This window comes from Streptomyces eurocidicus (assembly GCF_002891295.1).
GTDB lineage: Bacteria > Actinomycetota > Actinomycetes > Streptomycetales > Streptomycetaceae > Streptomyces > Streptomyces eurocidicus.
The window spans coordinates 84650-107021 of the sequence record NZ_LGUI01000002.1; the positions used below are offsets into that span (position 1 = coordinate 84650).

Below are 22372 nucleotides of genomic sequence, written 5' to 3' on the forward strand. Positions count from 1 at the left end.
GGGGGGAAGGCCGAGGGGCCCGGCGCGCCGCGTCACGCGGTGCGCCGGACCCCGGGGGCGGTGTGGTCCGGCCGGTCCGGACCGGCCGGGATCAGTGCTTGTGCGCGGCCTGCGCCTCCTGGATCTTCTTCCAGGACTTGGGCTGCGGGGTGGCCGCCAGCGACTTCGAGGTCTTGGCGGGCTTGCCCGCCTTGCCGCCGGGCGCCGGGAAGGCGGCGGGCTTCGACGTGGTGAACAGCCAGGTGTCGAAGAGCGGGGCGAGCTTCTTGCCGGAGACCTTCTCGGCGTACTTCACGAAGTCCTGCACCGAGGCGTTGCCGAACTTGTTCTCGGTCGGCCACTGCTTGAGGATGGTGAAGAACGTCTTGTCGCCGACGGTGTTGCGCAGCGCCTGGATCGCGACGGCGCCGCGGTTGTAGACGGCGCGGTCGAACTGCTTGTCGGCGCCCGGGTCGCCCGGCTTCACCGTCCAGAAGGCGTTGTCGGCCGGGATCGAGTCGTAGACGTACTGCGCGAGCTCCTGGGCGGTGCCCTCGCCCTCCTTCTCCGACCACAGCCACTGCGCGTAGGTCGCGAAGCCCTCGTTGACCCAGATGTCGCGCCAGTCCTTCACCGACACGCTGTCACCGAACCACTGGTGGGCCAGCTCGTGCACGATCAGCGAGACGTTCGCGCCGTTGGCGAAGCCCGAGGGGCTGTAGTACGGGCGGGTCTGGGTCTCCAGCGCGTAGCCCGTCTTCACATTGGGCACATAGCCGCCCAGCGCGTTGAAGGGGTACGGCCCGAAGAGCGTACTGCCCCAGTCGACGACCTCGGCGGAGCGCTCGACGCTGGCCTTGGCGGACGCGGCGTTGTCGCCGAGGTCCTTGCTGTAGGCGTTGATCACCGGCAGGCCGTTGGCGGTGGTGTCGGTGGTGATCTCGAACTTACCGACCGCCAGGGTGGTCAGATAGCTGGCCTGCGGCTTGGTGGAGCGCCAGTTGTAGCGCGTCCAGCCGAGCTTCGAGCTCTGGGAGGCGAGGACGCCGTTGCTGATGGCCTGGACGTCGTCCGGCACCGAGACCGAGACGTCGTAGGTGGCCTTGTCGGTCGGGTGGCCGTTGCTCGGGAACCACCAGTACGACGACTCGGGCTCCTGCGCCACCACCGCGCCGTCCGGCGTGCGGTTCCAGGCGGTGAAACCGTCGATCTTCACCTGGGACGGGGTGCCGCTGTAGCGGACCACCACGCTGATCTGCTTGCCCTTCTCCAGCGGGGCGGACGGAGTGATCTCCAGCTCGTGCGCGCCGGTCGACGCGTACGTCGCCTTCTTGCCGTTGATCAGCACCTCGCTCACGTCGAGCGCGAAGTCGAGGTTGAAACGGGACAGCTGCTGCGTGGTGGTGGCCAGCAGGGTCGCCGTGCCCTCCAGCTTGTCCGTCTTCGGCTGGTACTTCAGGCGCAGGTCGTAGTGGGAGACGTCGTAGCCCCCGTTCCCCGCGGTCGGGTAGTACGAGTCCCCGACGCCCGGGGCCCCGGGCGTGGCGTCGGCCGCCGACGCAGGGATCGCCAGCAGCAGGCAGGCCGCGGCCGCGCTCGGAACGATGAGTCTGTGTCGCACGAGTCACTCCAACTCGTAGAGGAGAACGATCACTCGAAGCCTATGTATTCATCACCGGCACGGGAATGTCCATGGTGCGTCTGACATGTGACCGACATGTGCCCGTCATCACGTGGGGCCGAGGCCGTCACGAGGGTCTCTTCCCGCCCCCTTCTGCCCGGCAGTTGGGCCGCGCTACGGTCCGGCCGTGCGTAGACACCCGCGGGACACCCGCATACCCTGGATCCCCCTCGCCATGGCGGTACTGGCCGCCCTGACGGCCGCCCTGCTGCCACCGGTGGCGGGCACGGCGAGCGCCGCGACCGCCCGGGGCGGGTCGAACGGCCTGAGCAAACCCGTTTATTCGTACGACCGCGCCGTCCGTGAGTCCGTCTGGGTCGACACCGGGGTCGACGGTGACGGCGACGGCCGCACGGACCGCGTCGCCGCCGACATCATCCGCCCCCGCGAGGCCGCCGAACAAGGCCGCCGCGTACCGGTCATCATGGACGCCAGCCCCTATTACTCCTGTTGCGGACGGGGCAACGAGAGCCAGAAGAAGACCTATGACGCGCAGGGCGCCCCCGTGCAGTTCCCCCTGTACTACGACAACTACTTCGTACCGCGCGGCTATGCGGTCGTCCTCGTCGACCTTGCCGGAACGAACCGTTCCGATGGCTGTGTGGACATCGGCGGCCGCTCCGACGTCCAGTCCGCGAAGGCGGTCGTCGACTGGCTGAACGGCCGCGCCCGCGGCTACCGCACCCGCGGCGGCCAGGACGCCGCCGAGGCGTCCTGGACCACCGGGGCCGTCGGCATGATCGGCAAGAGCTACGACGGCACCGTCGCCAACGGCGTCGCCGCCACCGGGGTCGAGGGCCTGAAGACCATCGTCCCGATCGGGGCGATCAGCTCCTGGTACGACTACTACTTCGCCAAGGGCGCCGCCCTCTACGACGGCGGCCCCGACGGCCTCGCCGACCGCGTCGAGGGCCCCGAGGCGCGCGGCCGCTGCCAGGCCGTCCAGCGCGCACTGGCCGAGGGCGCGCCGCGCAACGGGGACCGGACGCCGCTGTGGGACGCCCGCGACTACGCCCCCGACGCGAAGAACGTCCGCGCCAGCGTGTTCGTCGTGCACGGCATGCAGGACCTCAACGTCCGCACCAAGCACTTCGGCCAGTGGTGGGACGCGCTCGCCGACGAGGGCGTCGAGCGGAAGATCTGGCTCTCCCAGACCGGCCACGTCGACCCCTTCGACTTCCGCCGCGCGGCCTGGGTGCCCACCCTGCACCGCTGGTTCGACCACTACCTCCTCGGCTACGACAACGGCGTGGACCGCGAACCGATGGCCGACGTCGAGCGCGCCCCCGACCAGTGGTCCACCGACCGCGTCTGGCCCCCGAGCGGCACCCGGACCACGGCCCTGCGGCCCGCCGCCGGCCCCGTCGCCGGCGTCGGCACCCTCGGGCTCGCCCCCGCGCCGCGCGGCACCACCGCCGAGTTCACCGACGACCCCGGGCTGAACGAGCACGACTGGGCCACCCGCGTCGACGAGGCGACCCCCGGCAAGGCGGGCTTCACCACCCCGCCGCTCACCCGGGACCTGCGGCTGGCCGGCTCCTCGCGCGTCGAGCTGACCGTCACCCCGTCCACCGCCTCCGCCCACCTCTCCGCCGTCCTCGTCGACCTCGGCCCCGCCACCATCCGCGACTACGCGGCCACCGGCGAGGGCGTCCGCACCCTCGCCGACCGTGACTGCTGGGGCAGCGGCACCCCCGGCGACACCGGCTGCTTCAAACGGACCGAGGCCGACAGGCAAGAGGTCGGCCACACCGTCTTCAGCCGCGGCTGGGCCGACCTCGGCCACTACGCCGACCCCGCCCCGGCCCGCCCGATCACCCCCGGCAAGCCCTACACGATCACCCTCGACCTCGCCGCCACCGACCACGTCGTCCCCGTCGGCCACCGGCTGGCCCTGATCGTCGCCGGCACGGACGCGGGCCTCATCGAGCCCGCCTCCACCACCCCGCGCGTCACGATGGACCTGCGCGGCACCACCGCCCGGCTGCCGCTCGTCGGCGGCTACGCGGCCTTCGCCCGCGCCACCGCGGGCGACCACCGCGCCACGGAGCGGCCCCCGGCCCCCGCCGGCACCCCGCGCCAGGGCATCCGGCCCCCGGCCACCCTCGACCACCTCCCCACCGGCACCCGCTGACCCGCCCGGCCCCTCGGCGGCCCCGCCCGGCCAGGGCGGGGCCGCCACCCGGAAAACCCGGTACGGAGCCGCCTCCGCCAGCGGCTACAGTCGAGGGGATATGAGCACCACTCTCGTCGCCAAGGACCTCGCCGCGGGCCACGGTGACCGCACCCTCTTCGCCGGCCTCGACCTCGTCGTCGCCCCCGGCGACGTCATCGGCCTGGTCGGCGCCAACGGCGCCGGAAAGTCCACCCTGCTGCGCCTGCTGGCCGGCCTGGACACCCCCGAGGAGGGCTCCCTCAGGCTCAGCCCGCCCACGGCGAACGTCGGCCACCTGCCCCAGGAGCCCGAGCGCCGCCCCGGCGAGACGGTCCGCGCCTTCCTCGCCCGCCGCACCGGCGTCGCCGAGGCCCAGACCGCGCTCGACGCCGCCACCCAGGCCCTCGTCGACGGTGCCCCGGGCGCCGACGACGCGTACGCCCTCGGGCTCGACCGCTGGCTCGCCCTCGGCGGCGCCGACCTCGACGAGCGCGCCGAGGAGGTCACCGCCTCGCTGGGCCTCACCGTCGACCTGGACCGGCACATGACCAGCCTCTCCGGCGGCCAGGCCGCCCGCGCCGGCCTCGCGTCCCTCCTGCTCAGCCGCTACGACGTCTTCCTGCTCGACGAGCCCACCAACGACCTCGACCTGGACGGCCTCGCCCGCCTGGAGAGCTTCGTCACCGGGCTGCGCGCCGGCACGGTCCTCGTCAGCCACGACCGCGAGTTCCTCACCCGCACGGTAGACAAGGTCCTCGAACTCGACCTCGCCCAGCAGCAGATCACCCTCTACGGCGGCGGCTACGCCGCCTATCTGGAGGAGCGCGAGACCGCCCGGCGGCACGCCCGCGAGGAGTACGAGCAGTACGCCGGCACCCGCGCGGCGCTGGAGGCCCGCGCGAACACCCAGCGGAACTGGATGGACAAGGGCGTCCGCAACGCCCGCCGCAAGGCCACCGACAACGACAAGATCGGCCGCAAGCTGCGCGCCGAGTCCACGGAGAAGCAGGCGGCCAAGGCCCGGCAGACGGAGCGGCTCATCGAGCGGCTGGACGTCGTCGAGGAGCCCCGCAAGGAGTGGGAGCTCCGCATGGAGATCGCCGCCGCGCCGCGCTCCGGGGCGGTCGTGGCCACCCTGCGCGGGGCGGTGGCGCGCCGCGGCTCCTTCGCCTTCGGCCCCGTCGACCTCCAGATCGACTGGGCCGACCGGGTCGCCATCACCGGCGCCAACGGCTCCGGCAAGTCCACGCTGCTCGCCGCCCTGCTCGGCCGGCTGCCGCTGGACGAGGGCGCGGCCTCCCTGGGCCCCGGCGTCGTCGTCGGCGAGATCGACCAGGCGCGCGGCCTGTTCCTCGGCCCGGACGCCCTGCTGGACGCCTTCGGGGCGGCCGTCCCCGAGCTGGAGCCCGCGGACATCCGCACCCTGCTCGCCAAGTTCGGCCTGAAGGCGGCCCACGTGCTGCGCCCGGCCGCGACGCTCTCCCCGGGCGAGCGGACCCGCGCGGCCCTGGCCCTGCTCCAGGCCCGGGGCGTCAACCTCCTCGTCCTGGACGAGCCCACGAACCACCTCGACCTGCCCGCGATCGAGCAGCTGGAGTCGGCGCTGGACTCGTACGACGGGACGCTGCTGCTGGTGACGCACGACCGCCGGATGCTGGACGCTGTCGCTGTGACCAGGCGCCTCGAGGTGTGCGAGGGCCGTGTGACGGAGCGCTGAGGCTTTCCCCACCCCGCCCCTTCCCGGAACCGGGGGGCAAGCCCCCGGGCCCCCTTTTCGCGCTCCGCGCGGTGTCCTCAAGCGCCGGACGGGCTGGATTTCGCTCCTGTCCGGGGACAGCTCTCCCGTGCCACGGGCCGGCTTTTCTGCCCGGTTCCGGGCGACAACTCAGCCCGTCTGGGGGCATCTCCTGGGGGCACCCCCAGCGGTAGCTGGGGGAGTTTGAGCACCGGGGTCCGGGGCGGAGCCCCCCGCGCGGCGGAGCCGCATATCGGATGCTGCGGGAAGGGGCGGGGTGGGGAAGAATCCGCCCCGCCCGCGCCCTACCGGCCCTTCGGGCCGCCCAGCAGACCGGCCCGCCGCAGCGCGTCCGCCATCGCGTCGTTCGCCGGAGCCGGAGCGGCCGCACCGCGCGGCGCCTCCGCCCGTCGCGGCCGCGGCGCACCACCCCGCCGCTGACCCCCACGGTCCCCACGGTCCCCACGCTCCGCCCGCTCCTGCGGCCCCCCGCCGGACGGCGCCCCGTCGTCCAGCCGGAGCGTCAGCGAGATCCGCTTGCGCGGGATGTCGACGTCCATCACCTTCACCCGCACGATGTCCCCGGGCTTCACCACGTCCCGCGGGTCCTTCACGAACGTCTTCGACATCGCCGAGACGTGCACGAGCCCGTCCTGGTGCACACCCACGTCGACGAAGGCGCCGAACGCGGCGACATTCGTGACGACACCCTCCAGGACCATCCCCGGCGTCAGGTCGCCGATCTTCTCCACACCGTCCTTGAACGTCGCCGTCCGGAACGCCGGGCGCGGGTCGCGGCCCGGCTTCTCCAGCTCGCGGAGGATGTCGGTGACCGTCGGCAGGCCGAAGGAGTCGTTCACGAAGGTCTCCGGGCGCAGCGAGCGGAGCGCCGTGGTGTTGCCGATGAGCGCCGCCACCTCCCCGCCCGTCGACTTCACCATCGCCCGCACCACGGGATACGCCTCGGGGTGGACGCTGGACGCGTCCAGCGGGTCGTCGCCGCCGCGGATGCGGAGGAAGCCGGCGCACTGCTCGTACGCCTTGGGACCCAGCCGGGCGACCTCCTTGAGCGCGCGGCGGGACCGGAACGGGCCGTTGGAGTCACGGTGGGCGACGATGTTCTCGGCGAGGCCGGAGCTGATGCCCGAGACCCGTGAGAGCAGGGGCGCGGACGCGGTGTTGACGTCGACGCCCACGCCGTTGACACAGTCCTCCACGACCGCGTCGAGGGAGCGGGACAGCTTCACCTCGGACAGGTCGTGCTGGTACTGGCCGACGCCGATCGACTTGGGGTCGATCTTCACCAGCTCGGCCAGCGGGTCCTGGAGCCGCCGCGCGATGGAGACCGCGCCGCGCAGCGAGACGTCCAGACCCGGCAGCTCCTGCGAGGCGAACGCGGACGCGGAGTACACCGAGGCACCGGCCTCGGACACCATCACCTTGGTGAGCTTCAGCTCCGGGTGACGGGCGATCAGGTCCGTGGCCAGCTTGTCCGTCTCGCGGGAGGCCGTGCCGTTGCCGATCGCGATCAGCTCGACGCCGTGCTCCCGGGCCAGCCGGGCCAGGGCGGCCAGCGAGGCGTCCCACTTGTTCTGCGGGACGTGCGGATAGATCGTCTCGGTGGCGGACACCTTGCCGGTGGAGTCGACGACGGCGACCTTCACGCCCGTACGGAACCCGGGGTCGAGGCCCATCGTGGCGCGCGTCCCGGCCGGGGCGGCGAGCAGCAGGTCCCGGAGGTTCGCGGCGAAGACCCGGACCGCCTCGTCCTCGGCGGCCTGCCGCAGCCGCAGCCGGAGGTCGATGCCGAGGTGGACGAGGACCCGGGTGCGCCAGGCCCAGCGCACGGTGTCGCCCAGCCACTTGTCCGCCGGACGGCCCCGGTCCGCGATGCCGAAGCGGCGGGCGATCGCCAGCTCGTACGTGCTCGGGCCGGCCGCCGCGCCGTCGGCCGCGGGCTCCTCGGGCTCCAGGGTGAGGTCGAGGACCTCCTCCTTCTCGCCGCGCAGCATGGCCAGCACCCGGTGCGAGGGCAGCTCGGTGAAGGGCTCGGCGAAGTCGAAGTAGTCGGCGAACTTCGCGCCGGCCTCCTCCTTGCCCTCCCGCACCTTCGCCGCGACCCGCCCGCGCGTCCACATGCGCTCGCGCAGCTCGCCGATCAGGTCGGCGTCCTCGCCGAACCGCTCGGTGAGCACGGCACGCGCCCCCTCCAGGGCCGCGGCGGCGTCCGCCACGCCCTTCGCCGGGTCGACGAAGGCCGCCGCGGCGGCCGCGGGCGCCACGCCCGGGTCGCGCAGCAGGCCGTCCGCGAGCGGCTCCAGACCGGCCTCGCGGGCGATCTGCGCCTTGGTGCGCCGCTTGGGCTTGAAGGGCAGATAGATGTCCTCCAGCCGGGCCTTGGAGTCGGCGGCGCGGATCCGCGCCGCCAGCGCCTCGTCCAGCTTCCCCTGGGAGCGCACCGACTCCAGGACCGCCGTCCGGCGGTCCTCCAGCTCCCGCAGATAGCGCAGCCGCTCCTCGAGCGTGCGCAGCTGCGCGTCGTCGAGCATCTCGGTCGCTTCCTTGCGGTAACGCGCGATGAAGGGCACGGTCGACCCGCTGTCGAGCAGATCGACCGCCGCCTTCACCTGCCGCTCCCGCACGCCGAGCTCCTCGGCGATCCTGCCTTCGATCGACGCCCCAGATGCCGTCACGATCACGCTCCGCTTTCTCTTCGAGCCGCGATCTGCATTGTGGCAGGTGCCGCCGACAGCGCGGCCCGCCACCCGCTGGGGCGCCCCGGCTCAGCCCTTGCCGAGGAGATCCGCCGGGTAGGCACCCGCGGCGAACGCCGCCGCCGCGAAACCGCCCGCCAGCTCCGTGAGCCTGGCCGTGCCCGCCGCGCCCAGGTGCTCGTACGGCGCCGCGTCCAGGCGGTCCGTCTCGTCCTCCAGCTCCTTGCGCAGCCCGAGGCCCTCCTCCGTCAGCTCCCCGTCGGCGGCCAGCAACCCCCGCCCGCGCAGCCGCTCCTGTCCGGCGGTCAGCTCCGCCTCGCTCCAGCCGCGGGTGGCGAGCATCCACTTCGTGCTCATCCCGTGGCCGCTCGCCTGGTGGGTGAGGAGCGACTCCACGGGGTCGAGCCCGGCCCGCAGCAGCGCCGTCAGGTGCCCGTCGCCGCGGTGCTCGCGCAGCAGGGTGGCGGCGTGCCAGAAGGCGAGGTGCGGCGCCTCGGGGACGGGCAGGTCCGCGTGGGCGGCGTACAACGGGCGGGCGGCGGGGGAGCACGCCTCGGCGGCGCGCAGCGCCAGCTCCGCCGCCTCGGCCATGTCCGCCGAGGCCACGGCCTCCTCGCCGAGCAGCCTGCGCAGGGTGACGTCGACCCCGCGCAGCCGGGCCGCGAGGACGGCCTCCGGCGCGGCCGTGTCCCAGACCGCCGGGACGTGCCGGGCGACCAGCGCGGGCGCGAAGCCGTAGAACGTCGCGGTGACCGCGCCCGCGCCGACCCGGCCGAGGGCGGCCGCCCGGGACGCGAAATAGGCGGCGCGCCGGTCCGTGACGCCGATCGCCGCCATCTCCGTGAGGAGGTCGGGGGAGAAGTACACGGTGGAGTGCACGGGGTTGAGGGCGTTGTGACAGCGACGGCCGGCGCGCGGCGGAAGAGTGGTCATGGCCGCACGCTACCGACTGGTTGGTATGGCGGGAAGGGGATTGCCACGAGATGGCACCATGGCAGGAAAGGTGGGGTATCCGTCATTGCGGCTGTTCCGGGGGCGCGGTCAGGATGGTCCCATGACGCCCTGCCGCACCGTGCTCATCGTCCTCTTCGAGGGCGTCCAGAGCCTCGATGTCACCGGCCCGCTCGAAGTGTTCGACACACCTCGGGTGGTGACCGGCGAGCCGGCGTACGAGGTGCGCACCGCGACGCTCGACGGCGGGCCCGTCCGTACCAGCAGCGGCCTGAAGCTGACGCCCGACGTCGCGCTCCCCGCCGCGGAGACCCCGCACACCCTGCTCGTCCCCGGCGGTGAGGGCGTCCACGACCTGGCACCCGGCCTCCTCGCGTGGCTCCGCGAGCGGGGGCCGGAGGCCGAGCGGCTGGTCTCCGTGTGCACCGGGACGTTCGTGCTCGCCGCGGCCGGGCTGCTCGACGGCCGCCGCGTCACCACCCACTGGGCCTTCTGCGACACGCTGGCCGACCGGCACCCGGCCGTGCGGGTGGAGCCCGACCCCATCTACGTACGCGACGGCAAGGTCGCCACCTCGGCGGGCGTCACGGCCGGCATCGACCTCGCGCTCGCCCTCGTCGAGGAGGACCTGGGCCGGGATCTCGCCCTCGCCGTCGCCCGCGGCCTCGTCGTCTTCCTGCGCAGACCCGGCAACCAGGCCCAGTTCAGCGCCCAGCTCGCCGCCCAGAGCGCCCACCGCAGGCCGCTGCGGGACGTCCAGCAGTGGATCGCCGAGCATCCCGACGGGGACCTGTCCGTGGACTCCCTCGCGGCCCGCGCGAACCTCTCGCCCCGGCACTTCGCCCGCGCCTTCCGCAGCGAGGTCGGCATGACACCCGGCCGCTATGTCGACCGGATCCGCCTGGAGGCCGCGCGCCGGCTCCTGGAGGACACCACCGACGGCGTCGAGGAGATCTCCCGCGCCTGCGGCTACGGCACACCGGAGGCCATGCGCCGGGCCTTCATCCGGACGCTCGGCACCGCGCCCGCGGAGTACCGGCGGCGCTTCCGGCCCCTGACGCTCCTCACGGCCTGACGCCGGCCACCCGGGAGCCGCCACCGGCGGCCTTTCCGACCCGATCCCCTCTCGCCTGATCCCGTCCGACCGAAGGGAACACCGTGCAGATCGCCATCCTGCTCTACCCGGGTTTCACCAGCCTCGACGCCATCGGGCCGTTCGAGACGCTCAGCCGCCTCCCCGGCGCCGAGACCGTCCTCGTCGCCGAGCGCCCCGGCCCCGTGCGCAACGAGTCCGACAACCTCGCCCTCGTCGCCGAGGCCGCGCTGACCGAGGTCACCCGGCCCGACATCCTCGTCGTCCCCGGCGGGGCCGACACCAGCGGCGCGATGGCGCCCGGCGCGGTCCAGGACTGGCTGCGCGCGGTCGACGCGACCACGACCTGGACGACGTCCGTGTGCACCGGCTCCCTGATCCTCGGCGCCGCCGGGCTGCTCAAGGGCCGGCGCGCCACCTCGCACTGGCTGGCCCTGGATCAGCTGGCCTCCTTCGGCGCCGAGCCGACGGGGGAGCGCGTGGTCACGGACGGCAAGTACGTGACCGCCGCCGGTGTCTCGTCCGGCATCGACATGGGGCTGACGCTCCTGGGCCGCATCGCGGGCGACCGTGCCGCCCAGAGCGTGCAGCTGCTCATCGAGTACGACCCGCAGCCGCCGTACGACGCCGGGTCGCCGGAGAAGGCCCCGGCCGACCTCGTGGCCGAATGGCGCGCCACGATGTGACCCCCGAAGCCCGCGGTGGTCCGGCACGGGGGTCCGGACCATCGCACCCATGGCGCCTCCCGGGACATAAAATGGATATGTCCCGGGAGGCGTCATGGCATTCCTACAGCTGATCGACTGCAAGACCCGTAGATACGACGACATGGACCGGCTCATGGACCGGTGGCTGGAGCTGACCGAGGGCAAGCGCACCGCCACCCACTCGGTCGTCGGCCGGGACCGGGCCCGGAGCGACCACTATGTGGAGATCGTGGAGTTCCCGTCCTACGAGGCGGCGATGAGGAACTCCGGCCTGCCGGAGACCGACCGCGTCTTCGCGGAGATGGCGGCCCTCTGCGACGGCGTGCCCACCTTCACCGACCTCGACGTGGTCCGCGACGAACAGCTCTGCAAGGCGACGGCCCGCCGGTTCTTCGAGGACGTCGCCGTCGGCGGCGACCTCGCCCTCGTCGACGAGCTGTTCACCGCCGACTACCGCGACCACGACATCGCGAAGACGGAGGACACCACCGTCGGTTCCGACGTCATCAAGCAGGACGTCGCCGGCTGGCGGGCGGCGTTCGACTTCGGCTTCACCCTCCACGACCAGCTGGCCGAGGGCGACCGGGTCGCCACGCGCTGGACCTGGCGCGGCACCCACCACGGCGACTTCATGGGCCTCGCGGCCACGGGGCGGGTGGGGGAGATGGAGGGCGTGACGGTCTTCTCGTTCCGCGACGGGAGGATCAGCGAGGGCTGGTGGACGTACGACCTGCTGGCGCTGCTGCGCGCGCTGGACGTCGTACAGCTCTAGAAGGCCGCGCCGGCGGCGGGCGAATCGGTCTTTATCGGCGGACGAACCCCGGTCTTCCGGCCCGGCCGGGGCCCGGCCGCGGCGTGCCCTCAGCCCACCCGCCACCCGAAACGCGGAGCCCGCCGCTCCAGGAACGCCGCGACCCCCTCCGCCGCCTCCCCGCTGCCCCGTCCCTGCGCCTCCCAGTGCGCCCACCGGTCCGCCGCCCCCGGCGCCGCCGCGAACTCCTTCGCCGCCACCTGAGTGAGCTGGGAGCGCGAGGCGAGCAGGGCCGCGAACTCCGCCACCCGCCCGTCGAGCGCCTCCGCCGGCCACACCTCGTCCACCAGGCCCGTGCGCAGCGCCCGGTCGGTGCCGATCAACTCGGCCGAGAACAGCAGGTACTTGGCGGTCGCCGGGCCGACCAGCTCCACCAGCCGCCGGGTGGACGAGGCCGCGTAGACGATGCCCAGCTTGGCCGGGGTGATCCCGAAGGACGCCCCCTCGGCGGCGAAGCGCAGATCGCACGCGGCCGCGAGCTGGCAGCCACCGCCCACGCAGTAGCCGCGCACGGCCGCGACCGTCGGCTTGGGGAAGGCGGCGAGCGCCTCCTCGGCCGCGACCGCGAGGTCCCGGGAGGCGTCGGCGCCCTCGGTGAGCGAGGAGATGTCCGCGCCCGCGCAGAAGGTGTCGCCCTCGCCGGTCAGCACCAGCACCCGGACCGCCGGATCGGCCGCGCAACGCTCCAGGAGCGGGGGCAGGGCCCGCCACATGGCGGTGGTCATGGCGTTCCGCTTGGCGGGGTTGGCGATGCGGACGGTGGCGGTGGCGTCGGTGACGTCCAGATGCAGTGCGGGCTCCATGGCCGGATGCTATCCGGGGCGGGTGACGGCGATCCGTCCTAGGATCGAGTGGGGGGCGCTACGAGGAGGCGCTCATGTCCAAGGGCACGAGACGGGCGCGGGACCCGGGCAGCCACAGGCTCAGCCGGGGCTTCGGGGTGCTGGCGCTGCTGGGCGGTCTGCTGGTCCTCGCGGGACTGGTGGGCCTGGTCTATGTCGGGTTCGCGACGCTCACCACGATGATCCTCTTCGGCTGGCTGCTGCTGATCGGCGGGCTCGTCGGTCTGGTGCACGCCGTCCAGTCGAGGGAGAGCAACTACTTCTGGCTGGGCGTGGTGGTCGCCGCGCTGAACATGGCCGCCGGCGTGGTGGTGATCCGCCGGCCGGAGGTGGCCGCCGAGGCGCTGACGATGTTCGCGGCGCTGCTCTTCCTCACCGGCGGTGTCTTCCGGCTGGTGGGCAGCATGGTGGTGCGCGGTCCGCAGTTCGGCTGGACGCTGCTCCAGGGCGCCTTCGACCTGCTGCTGGGCATCCTGGTGCTGGGCAACTGGCCGCACAGCAGCCTCTACGTCATCGGCACCTTCATCTCGCTCGCCCTGCTCTTCGACGGGCTCGGCCTGATCGCGCTCGGGGTCGGCGGACGGCGCGTCGTCAACCTGGTGACGGAATCAAATAATCCGGATCGTTCAGTGAGCAACGGTCAGGGTGGCCAGGATCAGTCGCGTGAGTGACCGTGGCATACGCACGCGATCAAATCCCGTCGATAGACGCTGACTTCTGTTCAGCCTGCCGGTGCGGACCCTTACGTTCCCAACACTCTAGGGTGCGGTCGACCAGGGTGAGGGGTTGGTATCGGACATGGAAATCCTCGGGAGCGTCCCGCCCGACCCGGGGCAGGCCCCGCCCCGCGGGCCGATCGAGTTCGACGGCGCTTGGCGGTTCACGGCTCCCGCGCTGGACTCCTCCGTGCCCCGGGCCCGGCACGCGGTCCGGGACCTGCTCCGGCACCAGCGGGTGGCCCTGGGCGAGGACCTGCTCCAGGGGCTGCTGCTGATCGTCTCCGAGCTCGTCACCAACACCGTGCGGCACGCCGCACTGCTCTCCCCGGAAGTCTCCGTGGAGGTCTCCCTGGGCCCGGAGTGGGTGCGGGTGGCCGTCGAGGACGACCACCCCTACCGGCCCAAGCCCCTGGAGGCCGGCGAGGACCAGACCGGCGGCCGGGGGCTGCTGCTGGTCAAGGCCATCTCGGACGAGGCCGGCGGCCTGTGCGACGTGGAGCACACCGCGAGCGGCGGCAAGGTGGTGTGGGCCGCCCTGCCGCTCGGCACTCCGGCTACCAGCCCGCCGCGTCCCCGGTGATCTCGCGCACCACGGGTCGCGCGGTGTCCAGGACGTCCATGAACCAGGCGGAGAAGGTGAACTTCTCCCGCAGCGCGTCCAGCTCGGCCGGGGTCACGAAGGCCGTCTCCTCGACCTCCTCCGGATCCGGTCGCAGCGCGCCGCCCACGGTCCCGACGAAGAGGTGGTTGTACTCCTGCTCGACCAGGCCGGACGCGGGGTCCGGGTGGTTGTACCGCACCGTGCCGGCCTCGCGCATCAGCGTCGGCGCGGCACCGAGCTCCTCGCCCGTCCGCCGGGCGGCGGCGACGAAGGGCGGCTCGCCCGGGTAGGGGTGGCCGCAGCAGGTGTTCGACCACACGCCGGGGGAGTGGTACTTCCCGAGCGCCCGGCGCTGGAGCAGCAGCCGGCCGGTGTCGTCGAAGAGGAAGACCGAGAAGGCCCGGTGCAGCTTGCCCGGCGCGATGTGGGCGGACAGTTTCTCGGCGGTGCCGATGGTTCTGCCGGTCTCGTCGACCAGTTCCAGCATGATCGGTTCAGCTGTGCCGTCGGAGGTGGGGACCGTCGCGTCGTCGGTGGAGAGGCCCTTGGCAGGTGTGCTCGGCATTGACCATCCTCGTTGTCGGTCGTCGACCCTCAAGTCTGCCGTACGGCGGCCCCGCGTCAATGACAGAGTCTGGCCTCGTGCTCCGCGTGGCCACCGGGCTCCAGCTGGAAGGTGCAGTGCTCCACGTCGAAGTGCTCGCCGAGGCAGCCTTGCAGGTCGTGCAGCATTTTCTCGTGGCCCACCGAGTCCAGGGCGGCGTGGTCGACCACCACGTGCGCCGACAGCACCGGCATTCCGGATGTGATCGTCCACACATGCAGGTCGTGCAGGTCCTCCACGCCCGGCAGCGCCATGATGTGTGACCGGATCTCGTCTATGTCGACGTTCTTCGGGGCCGCCTCCAGCAGGACGTCCAGCGCCTCCCGGAAGAGCTTGACCGTCCGCGGGACGATCATCAGTCCGATCAGCAGCGAGGCGACCGGGTCCGCCTGCGTCCAGCCCGTCGCCATGATCACCAGGGCCGAGATCACCACGGCCAGCGAGCCCAGCGCGTCCGAGAGGACCTCCAGGAAGGCCCCGCGCACATTGAGGCTCTCCTTCTGCCCCCGCATCAGCAGGCCCAGGGAGATCAGATTGGCGACCACGCCCACCAGACCGAAGACGACCGTCATCCCGCCCGGCACCTCGGTGGGGTTCGCCAGCCGCTCGATCGCCTCGACGAGGATGAAGCCGCCCACGCCGAGCAGCAGCAGACAGTTCAGCAGCGCGGCCAGGATCTCGGCACGGGCGTAGCCGTACGTACGGCGACCGCCGGCCGGCCGGTTGGCGAAGTGGATCGCCACCAGGGCCATGCCCACCCCGACGGCGTCCGTCGCCATGTGACCGGCGTCCGCGAGCAGTGCCAGCGAGCCCGTCAGCGCGCTGCCGACGATCTCCGCGGCGAGCACCGTCAGGGTGATCCCCAGCGCGATCCGCAGCCGGCCCCGGTAGGCCGCGGCCGCCGTGCCGGTGGTGCCCGGCGGGGGGCCTCCGTGCGAATGGCCGTGGTCGTGCCCTGCGCCCATGAAAAACGCCTCCCGTACCGGTGCCCGCACGGCCGACGGGTGCCGGCCGAGGCTTCAGTGAACTACGGGTGGGGGGTATGGGGCAACGCGGCACTGAACACCGTTGTCATATGCTCTGACCTGCGACGATGTCATAACGCGCTGATCTGTGGTTATGCCGGGACACGGGCTCCCGGGTGGTGGTGGCACCAGCCCTCCCAGGCCGACTCCACCATGCCGCGGACATCGTGCGCGGGGCGCCAGCCGAGCTCCCGGGCGATCAGTTCGTTCGACGCGACGACACGCGCCGGATCACCCGGACGGCGTGCCTCGACGAGGGGCGCGGGGGTGTGCAGCCCGGTGATCTCCGCGATCAGGTCCGCCATCTCCCGGACGGACACCCCGAGGCCCGTGCCGACGTTCAGCGTGAGGTCGCCGGAGCCCGGCCGCTCGGCCAGCCGCCGGGCCGCCGCCAGGTGGGCCGTGGCCAGATCCTCGATGTGGATGTAGTCACGGACGCAGGTGCCGTCGGGGGTGGCGTAGTCGTCACCGAAGATGCGCGGGCTCTCGCCCCGGGTGAGCCGGTCGAACATCATCGGAATGATGTTGTAGACCCCGGTGTCGGCCAGCTCGGGCGCGGCCGCCCCCGCCACGTTGAAGTAGCGCAGACAGGCGGTGGACATGCCGTGCGCCGCGCCGGTGGCGCGGACCAGCCACTCACCGGCCAGCTTGGTCTCCCCGTACGGGTTCATCGGCAGGCACGGCGTCTTCTCCGTGACGAGGTCGACGTCCGGCATGCCGTAGACCGCCGCGGAGGAGGAGAAGACGAAGCTGCGGACCTTCGCCGCGACCGCCGCCTCCAGCAGGACCGTCAGCCCGTGCATGTTCTCCCGGTAGTAGAGCAGCGGCTTCTCCACCGACTCCCCGACCTGCTTCTTCGCCGCGAGATGCACCACACCCGTGACGCCCAGCCGGGCGAACGCCGCGTCCAGCAGCTCGCGGTCCAGAACCGAGCCCCGCACCAGCTCGCACTCCTCGGGCAGCCGCCCGGCCACCCCGGTGGACAGGTCGTCCAGCACGGCGACCCGCTCACCCGCCGCCACCATCGCCCGCGCCACGTGCGCCCCGATGTACCCGGCCCCGCCTGTGATCAGCCATGTCATAACGGCACCCTAATCCAGCCGGGGTAAGGGCCCCGTCGCCTTCACTTCCCTTCGCTTCCCTTCACTCCAGTGCGCCCGGAACCTCCGGGGCGCCCCGTGCGTCCTGTCAGTGACGGGACGGCGGGGTGCACGTGCGGTGAACGGCACCTTCCGGTGATCCGATAGCCTCTGCCGACGTGCCGCCCCCGCCGGGGTTCACCGGCACGACTGCCGCCCGCCGCGTCCCGCGGCCCCGGGGCGGCCATGCCAGCCGCAAGGAGTGAGTTCGTCTGTCGACCGCCATCCTCACCGGTCCGCCGCCCGCCGGCTCCTCCCTTGAGGAGGACCTGCGGTCCCTCGGCTTCGACGTCCGCGTGGCGGCGGACGCCGCCGGGGCGCTGGCCGCCGTCCCGGCCACCGAGCGGGTCGCTCTGGTGGATCCCGGCTTCGTGGGTCATGTGCACGCCCTGCGGCTGGCACTGACCGACCCCCGCTTCCCGGCCGCCGCCGTCGAGGGCGCGCTCACCGCCCAGCCGGACGCGCGCGCGTCGCTGACGCACGCGCTCGGGGCGGTCACGGCGGGCCGCTCCGGGACACCCGGACCCGCGTCACCCGCGCGACCGGAAGAGCCTGCGGGTGCCGCGCGGCCGGACAGCGGCTCCGAAGAGCCCACCGGCACCGCCCCGTGGGGCGCGAGCCTGCCCGACGCCGTCACCGCCCGGCTGGAAGCCGGCGGCGTCGCCGTGCACCGGCCCGAGCTCGGTGTCCTCGTCGCGGCCGTGCCGGACGGGGACGACGCGCGGGCGAAGACCCTCGCCGAGGTCGACGCCGTCGACGACGAGGCCGTACGCCTGCGCAACGCCGTGAAGTCCCGCGACGGCTTCTTCACCACCTTCTTCATCAGCCCGTACTCCCGCTACCTCGCCCGCTGGTGCGCGCGCCGCGGACTCACCCCCAATCAGGTGACGACCGCCTCGCTGCTCACCGCGCTCGTCGCGGCCGGCTGCGCGGCCACGGGCACCCGGGCCGGCTTCGTCGGCGCCGGCGCCCTGCTCCTCTTCTCCTTCGTCCTGGACTGCACCGACGGCCAGCTGGCCCGCTACTCCCTGCAGTACTCCACGCTGGGCGCCTGGCTCGACGCCACGTTCGACCGCGCCAAGGAGTACGCCTTCTACGCGGGCCTGGCCCTGGGCGCGTCCCGGGGCGGCGGCCACGATGACGTCTGGGCGCTCGCGCTCGGCGCGATGATCCTCATGACCTGCCGGCACGTCGTCGACTTCGCCTTCAACGAGGCGAACCACGACGCCACGGCCAACACGAGCCCGACGGCGGCGCTCTCCGGCCGGCTCGACAGCGTCGGCTGGACCGTGTGGGTCCGCCGCATGATCGTGCTGCCCATCGGGGAGCGCTGGGCGCTGATCGCGGTCCTCACGGCGCTCACCACGCCCCGCGTGGTCTTCGTCGTCCTGCTGATCGGCTGCGCCTTCGCCGCCTGCTACACCACCGCGGGCCGCGTCCTGCGCTCCCTCACGCGCAAGGCCCGGCGCACCGACCGGGCCGCCCAGGCCCTGGCCGACCTCGCCGACTCCGGGCCCCTCGCGCGGCTCGCGAGCCGCACGCTGGGCCGGACGATGGCCGCCGGCACCTACAGCGCCCCCTACTGGGCACTGCTCGGGACCGCCGCGCTCTTCGTCTGGCCGCTGGTCGCGCACACCGTCGGCACCTGGCGAGCCGTACCGCAGGCCGTGGTCTACGCGATCCTCGCCGGAGTGGCCGTCGCCCACCCGCTCAAGGGCCCCCTCGACTGGCTCGTACCGCCGGTGTTCCGCGCCGCCGAGTACGGCATGATCCTCACCCTCGCCGCCACCTCGGACGCCCCCGGCGCCCTGCCCGCCGCTTTCGGCCTGGTGGCCGCGGTCGCCTACCATCACTACGACACGGTGTACCGCATCCGCGGTGGCACCGGCGCGCCCCCGCACTGGCTGGTGCGGGCGATCGGCGGGCACGAGGGCCGCGTCCTGGCGGTCGCGATCGCCGCCGCCCTGTGGCACGGCCAAGGTTTCACCATCGCGCTGACGGTCCTCGCGGCCGCCCTCGCGATCACGGTGCTCAGCGAGAGCATCCGTTTCTGGGTGTCCTCCGGGGCGCCCGCAGTACACGACGAATCAGGAGAACCCGCATGATCGGCCTCGTGCTGGCTGCCGGCGCCGGACGGCGTCTGCGTCCCTACACCGACACTCTGCCCAAGGCTCTGGTGCCGGTGGATGGTGACACCACCATCCTTGACCTCACCCTGGGCAACTTCGCCGAGATCGGTCTGACCGAGGTCGCGATCATCGTGGGCTACCGCAAGGAGGCCGTGTACGCCCGCAAGGAGGCGCTGGAGGCCAAGTACGGCCTGAAGCTCACCCTGATCGACAACGACAAGGCCGAGGAGTGGAACAACGCCTACTCCCTGTGGTGCGGCCGTGACGCCCTCAAGCACACCGTGATCCTCGCCAACGGCGACACCGTGCACCCGGTCTCCGTCGAGAAGACCCTGCTCGCCGCCCGCGGCGACGGTAAGAAGATCATCCTCGCCCTCGACACGGTGAAGCAGCTCGCCGACGAGGAGATGAAGGTCGTCGTGGATGCCGACAAGGGCGTCCAGAAGATCACCAAGCTGATGGACCCGGCCGAGGCGACCGGCGAGTACATCGGCGTCACCCTGATCGAGGGCGAGGCCGCCGACGAGCTGGCCGACGCCCTGAAGGTCACCTTCGAGCGCGACCCCGACCTCTACTACGAGGACGGCTACCAGGAGCTCGTCAACCGCGGCTTCAAGGTCGACGTGGCGCCCATCGGCGACGTCAAGTGGGTCGAGATCGACAACCACGACGACCTCGCCAAGGGCCGGGGGATCGCGTGCCAGTACTGACGAGGCTCATCCCCTCGCCGGTCGTCGTCGACATCCGGGCCGGAGCGCTGGACGATCTGGCGAAGATCCTCGCCGATCAGCGCATCTCCAGCTCCGGCAAGCTGGCCATCGCCATCAGCGGCGGCTCCGGGGCGGTGCTGCGCGAGCGGCTCGCCCCGGCGCTGCCCGGCGCCTCCTGGTACGAGGTGGGCGGTGGCACCCTCGACGACGCCATCAAGCTCGGCGACGCCATGAAGAAGGGGCACTACGACGCGGTCGTGGGCCTCGGCGGCGGCAAGATCATCGACTGTGCGAAGTACGCCGCCGCACGCGTCGGGCTGCCGCTGGTCGCCGTCGCGACCAACCTGTCGCACGACGGCCTCTGCTCGCCCGTCGCCACGCTCGACAACGACGCGGGCCGCGGCTCGTACGGGGTGCCCAACCCCATCGCCGTCGTCATCGACCTCGACGTCATCCGTGAGGCGCCGGTCCGCTTCGTCCGCTCCGGCATCGGCGACGCGATCTCCAACATCTCCTCCGTCGCCGACTGGGAGCTCTCCCACCGCGAGACGGGCGAGGCGATCGACGGCCTGGCCGCCGCGATGGCCCGGCAGGCCGGCGAGGCCGTGCTCCGCCACCCCGGCGGCGTCGGCGACGACGGCTTCCTCCAGGTGCTCGCCGAGGGCCTGGTGCTCACCGGCATCTCCATGTCGGTGGCCGGCGACAGCCGCCCCGCCTCCGGCGCCTGCCACGAGATCAACCACGCCTTCGACCTGCTCTACCCCAAGCGGGCCGCCAGTCACGGCGAGCAGTGCGGCCTCGGCGCCGCCTTCGCCATGCACCTGCGCGGGGCCCGCGAGGAGTCCGCGCTGATGGCCGAGGTGCTGCGGCGCCACGGCCTGCCGGTGCTGCCGCAGGAGATCGGCTTCAGCGCCGAGGAGTTCGTCAAGGCCGTCGAGTACGCCCCGCGGACCCGCCCCGGGCGCTACACGATCCTTGAGCACCTCGACCTCTCCACCGACCAGATCAGGGACGCTTACGCCGACTATGCCAAAACCGTCACTAGCTGAACTCCGTCCGGTCGTCCACCCCGGCGGCCTCAAGGACCGGCGCAGCGGTGAGCACTGGGCCGGGCGCATCTACATGCGGGAGATCTCGCTGCGCTGCACCCGGGTCCTGGTGGACACCAGGCTCTCGCCCAACGGGTACACCGGGCTGATGATCCTCGCCGGGATCGCGGCCGGCGCGGCACTCCTGGTGCCCGGCCTGACCGGGGCGATCCTGGGCGCGCTGCTCATCCAGCTGTACCTGCTCCTGGACTGCGTCGACGGCGAGCTCGCGCGCTGGCGCAAGGTCACCTCGATCACCGGCGTCTACCTCGACCGGGTGGGCCACTACCTCTCCGAGGCCGCCCTCCTGGTGGGATTCGGCATCCGCGCCGCGGACGTCTTCCACAAGGACGGCGCGAGCACGCAGTGGCAGTGGGCCCTCCTGGGCACGGTGGCCGCGCTCGGCGCGATCCTGATCAAGGCCGAGACGGACCTGGTGGACGTGGCCCGGGCCCGCAGCGGGCTGCCGGCGGCGGAGGACTCCGCGGCCACCCCCCGCTCCTCGGGCATGGCCCTGGCCCGCAAGGCCGCGGCGGCGCTGAAGTTCCACCGCCTGGTCGGCGGTGTCGAGGCGTCCCTGGTGATCCTGGTCGCCGGCATCGCGGACTTCTTCCACCACGACCTGCTGTTCACCCGGATCGCGGTGGTGCTGCTCGCCGCCGTCGCGGTACTGCAGACAGTGCTCCACCTCGTGTCCATCCTCGCTTCCAGCAGGCTGAAATGAGTGCCCCCTCCGCTCCCGACGCGTCGCGCATAAAGCTCGGCGCGGTCGTCCTGACCATGGGCAACCGCCCCGCCGAGCTGCGCGCGCTGCTGGAGTCGGTGGCCAAGCAGGACGGCGACCCCATCGAGGTCGTCGTCGTCGGCAACGGCTCCCCGCTGCCCCCGCTCGCCGCCATGGCGCCGCCCGGGCTGACCGTGCGGACCGTGGAGCTCTCCGAGAACGTCGGCATCCCGGCGGGCCGGAACGTCGGCATCGAGGCGTTCGGCCCGGCCGGCCGCGAGGTCGACGCGCTGCTCTTCCTGGATGACGACGGGCTGCTGCCCGGCCAGGACACGGCCGCGCTGTGCCGCGAGGCGTTCGCGGCCGACGCGAAGCTCGGCATCATCAGCTTCCGCATCGCCGACCCCGACACCGGGCTCACCCAGCGCCGCCACGTACCGCGGCTGCGCGCCTCGGACCCGATGCGGTCCTCGCGGGTGACCACCTTCCTCGGTGGCGCCAACGCGGTCCGCACCCGGGTCTTCGCGGAGGTCGGCGGCCTGCCCGACGACTTCTTCTACGCCCATGAGGAGACCGACCTCGCGTGGCGGGCCCTCGACGCGGGCTGGATGATCGACTACCGCTCGGACATGGTGCTGCACCACCCGACGACGCCGCCGAGCCGCCACGCGGTCTACCACCGCATGGTCGCCCGCAACCGCGTCTGGCTGGCCCGCCGCAACCTCCCGGCGCCCCTCGTCCCCGTCTACCTCGGGGTGTGGCTGCTGCTCACCCTGGCCCGGCGGCCCTCGATGCCGGCGCTGCGCGCCTGGCTCGGCGGCTTCAAGGAGGGGTGGACGACTCCCTGTGGCCCACGGCGGCCCATGAAGTGGCGTACCGTGTGGCGCCTGACCCGACTGGGTCGCCCTCCCGTGATCTGACAAGCTCTTGTCTGAGAGCATCGGGCGCGTCCCGGGGCCGGACCC

The 22372-nt window shown here is 72.8% G+C and carries 19 protein-coding genes; 12 read left to right on the forward strand and 7 right to left on the reverse strand.

The window, feature by feature from the left end; translation table 11 throughout:
- Positions 1-91 precede the first annotated feature (91 nt).
- A complete protein-coding gene (locus AF335_RS05380) occupies positions 92-1600 on the reverse strand; it encodes a M1 family metallopeptidase (protein WP_102917133.1) in 1509 nt (502 codons plus the stop codon).
- A gap of 235 nt (positions 1601-1835) precedes the next feature.
- Here AF335_RS05380 and AF335_RS05385 point away from each other — a divergent pair, with 235 nt between their 5' ends.
- Positions 1836-3794 carry a Xaa-Pro dipeptidyl-peptidase gene (locus AF335_RS05385; protein WP_102917134.1) on the forward strand — a complete coding sequence of 653 codons (1959 nt, stop codon included), beginning with the start codon at positions 1836-1838 and terminating at the stop codon, positions 3792-3794.
- Between the two features lie 100 nt (positions 3795-3894).
- On the forward strand, positions 3895-5532 hold the full coding sequence (locus AF335_RS05390) for an ABC-F family ATP-binding cassette domain-containing protein (protein ID WP_102917135.1): 1638 nt from the start codon (positions 3895-3897) through the stop codon (positions 5530-5532).
- Between the two features lie 323 nt (positions 5533-5855).
- Here the strand turns inward: AF335_RS05390 and AF335_RS05395 are convergent, their stop codons facing one another.
- Both AF335_RS05395 and AF335_RS05400 read right to left on the reverse strand, forming a co-directional pair.
- Positions 5856-8243 carry a Tex family protein gene (locus AF335_RS05395; RefSeq protein WP_102917847.1) on the reverse strand — a complete coding sequence of 796 codons (2388 nt, stop codon included), beginning with the start codon at positions 8241-8243 and terminating at the stop codon, positions 5856-5858.
- A 90-nt stretch (positions 8244-8333) separates the two neighbouring features.
- Entirely contained in the window at positions 8334-9197 is an 864-nt protein-coding gene (locus AF335_RS05400; protein ID WP_102917136.1) for an SCO6745 family protein, read from the reverse strand.
- A gap of 121 nt (positions 9198-9318) precedes the next feature.
- On the opposite strand from AF335_RS05400, the gene AF335_RS05405 reads away from it, so the two are divergent.
- From AF335_RS05405 to AF335_RS05415, 3 genes are all read left to right on the forward strand, one after another.
- Entirely contained in the window at positions 9319-10290 is a 972-nt protein-coding gene (locus tag AF335_RS05405) for a GlxA family transcriptional regulator (protein WP_102917137.1), read from the forward strand.
- An 83-nt stretch (positions 10291-10373) separates the two neighbouring features.
- The gene (locus AF335_RS05410) at positions 10374-10994 is read left to right on the forward strand and encodes a DJ-1/PfpI family protein (protein WP_102917138.1); all 621 of its coding nucleotides are present in this window, start codon (positions 10374-10376) and stop codon (positions 10992-10994) included.
- Positions 10995-11088: 94 nt separating this feature from the next.
- Positions 11089-11787 carry an ester cyclase gene (locus tag AF335_RS05415; RefSeq protein WP_102917139.1) on the forward strand — a complete coding sequence of 233 codons (699 nt, stop codon included), beginning with the start codon at positions 11089-11091 and terminating at the stop codon, positions 11785-11787.
- Positions 11788-11876: 89 nt separating this feature from the next.
- Here AF335_RS05415 and AF335_RS05420 read toward each other — a convergent pair whose 3' ends face one another.
- The gene (locus AF335_RS05420) at positions 11877-12629 is read right to left on the reverse strand and encodes an enoyl-CoA hydratase/isomerase family protein (protein WP_102917140.1); all 753 of its coding nucleotides are present in this window, start codon (positions 12627-12629) and stop codon (positions 11877-11879) included.
- 74 nt (positions 12630-12703) lie between these two features.
- Here AF335_RS05420 and AF335_RS05425 point away from each other — a divergent pair, with 74 nt between their 5' ends.
- Positions 12704-13339, forward strand: a complete 636-nt coding sequence (locus AF335_RS05425) for an HdeD family acid-resistance protein (RefSeq protein ID WP_102917141.1) — start codon at positions 12704-12706, stop codon at positions 13337-13339.
- Between the two features lie 127 nt (positions 13340-13466).
- Positions 13467-13967 (forward strand): ATP-binding protein, encoded by a 501-nt coding sequence (locus tag AF335_RS05430; protein ID WP_102917142.1) that lies wholly within the window; start codon positions 13467-13469, stop codon positions 13965-13967.
- Here AF335_RS05430 and idi read toward each other — a convergent pair.
- From idi to galE, 3 genes are all read right to left on the reverse strand, one after another.
- Entirely contained in the window at positions 13942-14553 is a 612-nt protein-coding gene (gene idi, locus AF335_RS05435; RefSeq protein ID WP_102917143.1) for an isopentenyl-diphosphate Delta-isomerase, read from the reverse strand. The genes AF335_RS05430 and idi overlap by 26 nt on opposite strands.
- A gap of 56 nt (positions 14554-14609) precedes the next feature.
- Complete coding sequence (locus AF335_RS05440) at positions 14610-15557, reverse strand: cation diffusion facilitator family transporter (RefSeq protein WP_102917144.1); 948 nt, start codon at positions 15555-15557, stop codon at positions 14610-14612.
- 152 nt (positions 15558-15709) lie between these two features.
- Positions 15710-16699, reverse strand: a complete 990-nt coding sequence (gene galE, locus AF335_RS05445; protein ID WP_102917145.1) for a UDP-glucose 4-epimerase GalE — start codon at positions 16697-16699, stop codon at positions 15710-15712.
- 269 nt (positions 16700-16968) lie between these two features.
- On the opposite strand from galE, the gene AF335_RS05450 reads away from it, so the two are divergent.
- From AF335_RS05450 to AF335_RS05470, 5 genes are read left to right on the forward strand one after another with little or no spacing between them, the layout of a single operon-like run.
- A complete protein-coding gene (locus tag AF335_RS05450) occupies positions 16969-18861 on the forward strand; it encodes a DUF5941 domain-containing protein (protein ID WP_102917146.1) in 1893 nt (630 codons plus the stop codon).
- Entirely contained in the window at positions 18858-19595 is a 738-nt protein-coding gene (locus AF335_RS05455) for a phosphocholine cytidylyltransferase family protein (protein ID WP_102917147.1), read from the forward strand. Before AF335_RS05450 ends, AF335_RS05455 begins: the two co-directional genes overlap by 4 nt.
- On the forward strand, positions 19583-20644 hold the full coding sequence (locus tag AF335_RS05460) for an iron-containing alcohol dehydrogenase family protein (RefSeq protein ID WP_102917148.1): 1062 nt from the start codon (positions 19583-19585) through the stop codon (positions 20642-20644). The genes AF335_RS05455 and AF335_RS05460 overlap by 13 nt, the downstream gene beginning before the upstream one ends.
- Positions 20622-21407 carry a CDP-alcohol phosphatidyltransferase family protein gene (locus AF335_RS05465; RefSeq protein ID WP_095578398.1) on the forward strand — a complete coding sequence of 262 codons (786 nt, stop codon included), beginning with the start codon at positions 20622-20624 and terminating at the stop codon, positions 21405-21407. Before AF335_RS05460 ends, AF335_RS05465 begins: the two co-directional genes overlap by 23 nt.
- Positions 21404-22327, forward strand: a complete 924-nt coding sequence (locus tag AF335_RS05470) for a glycosyltransferase family 2 protein (protein ID WP_102917149.1) — start codon at positions 21404-21406, stop codon at positions 22325-22327. Before AF335_RS05465 ends, AF335_RS05470 begins: the two co-directional genes overlap by 4 nt.
- The last annotated feature ends 45 nt before the right edge of the window (positions 22328-22372 follow it).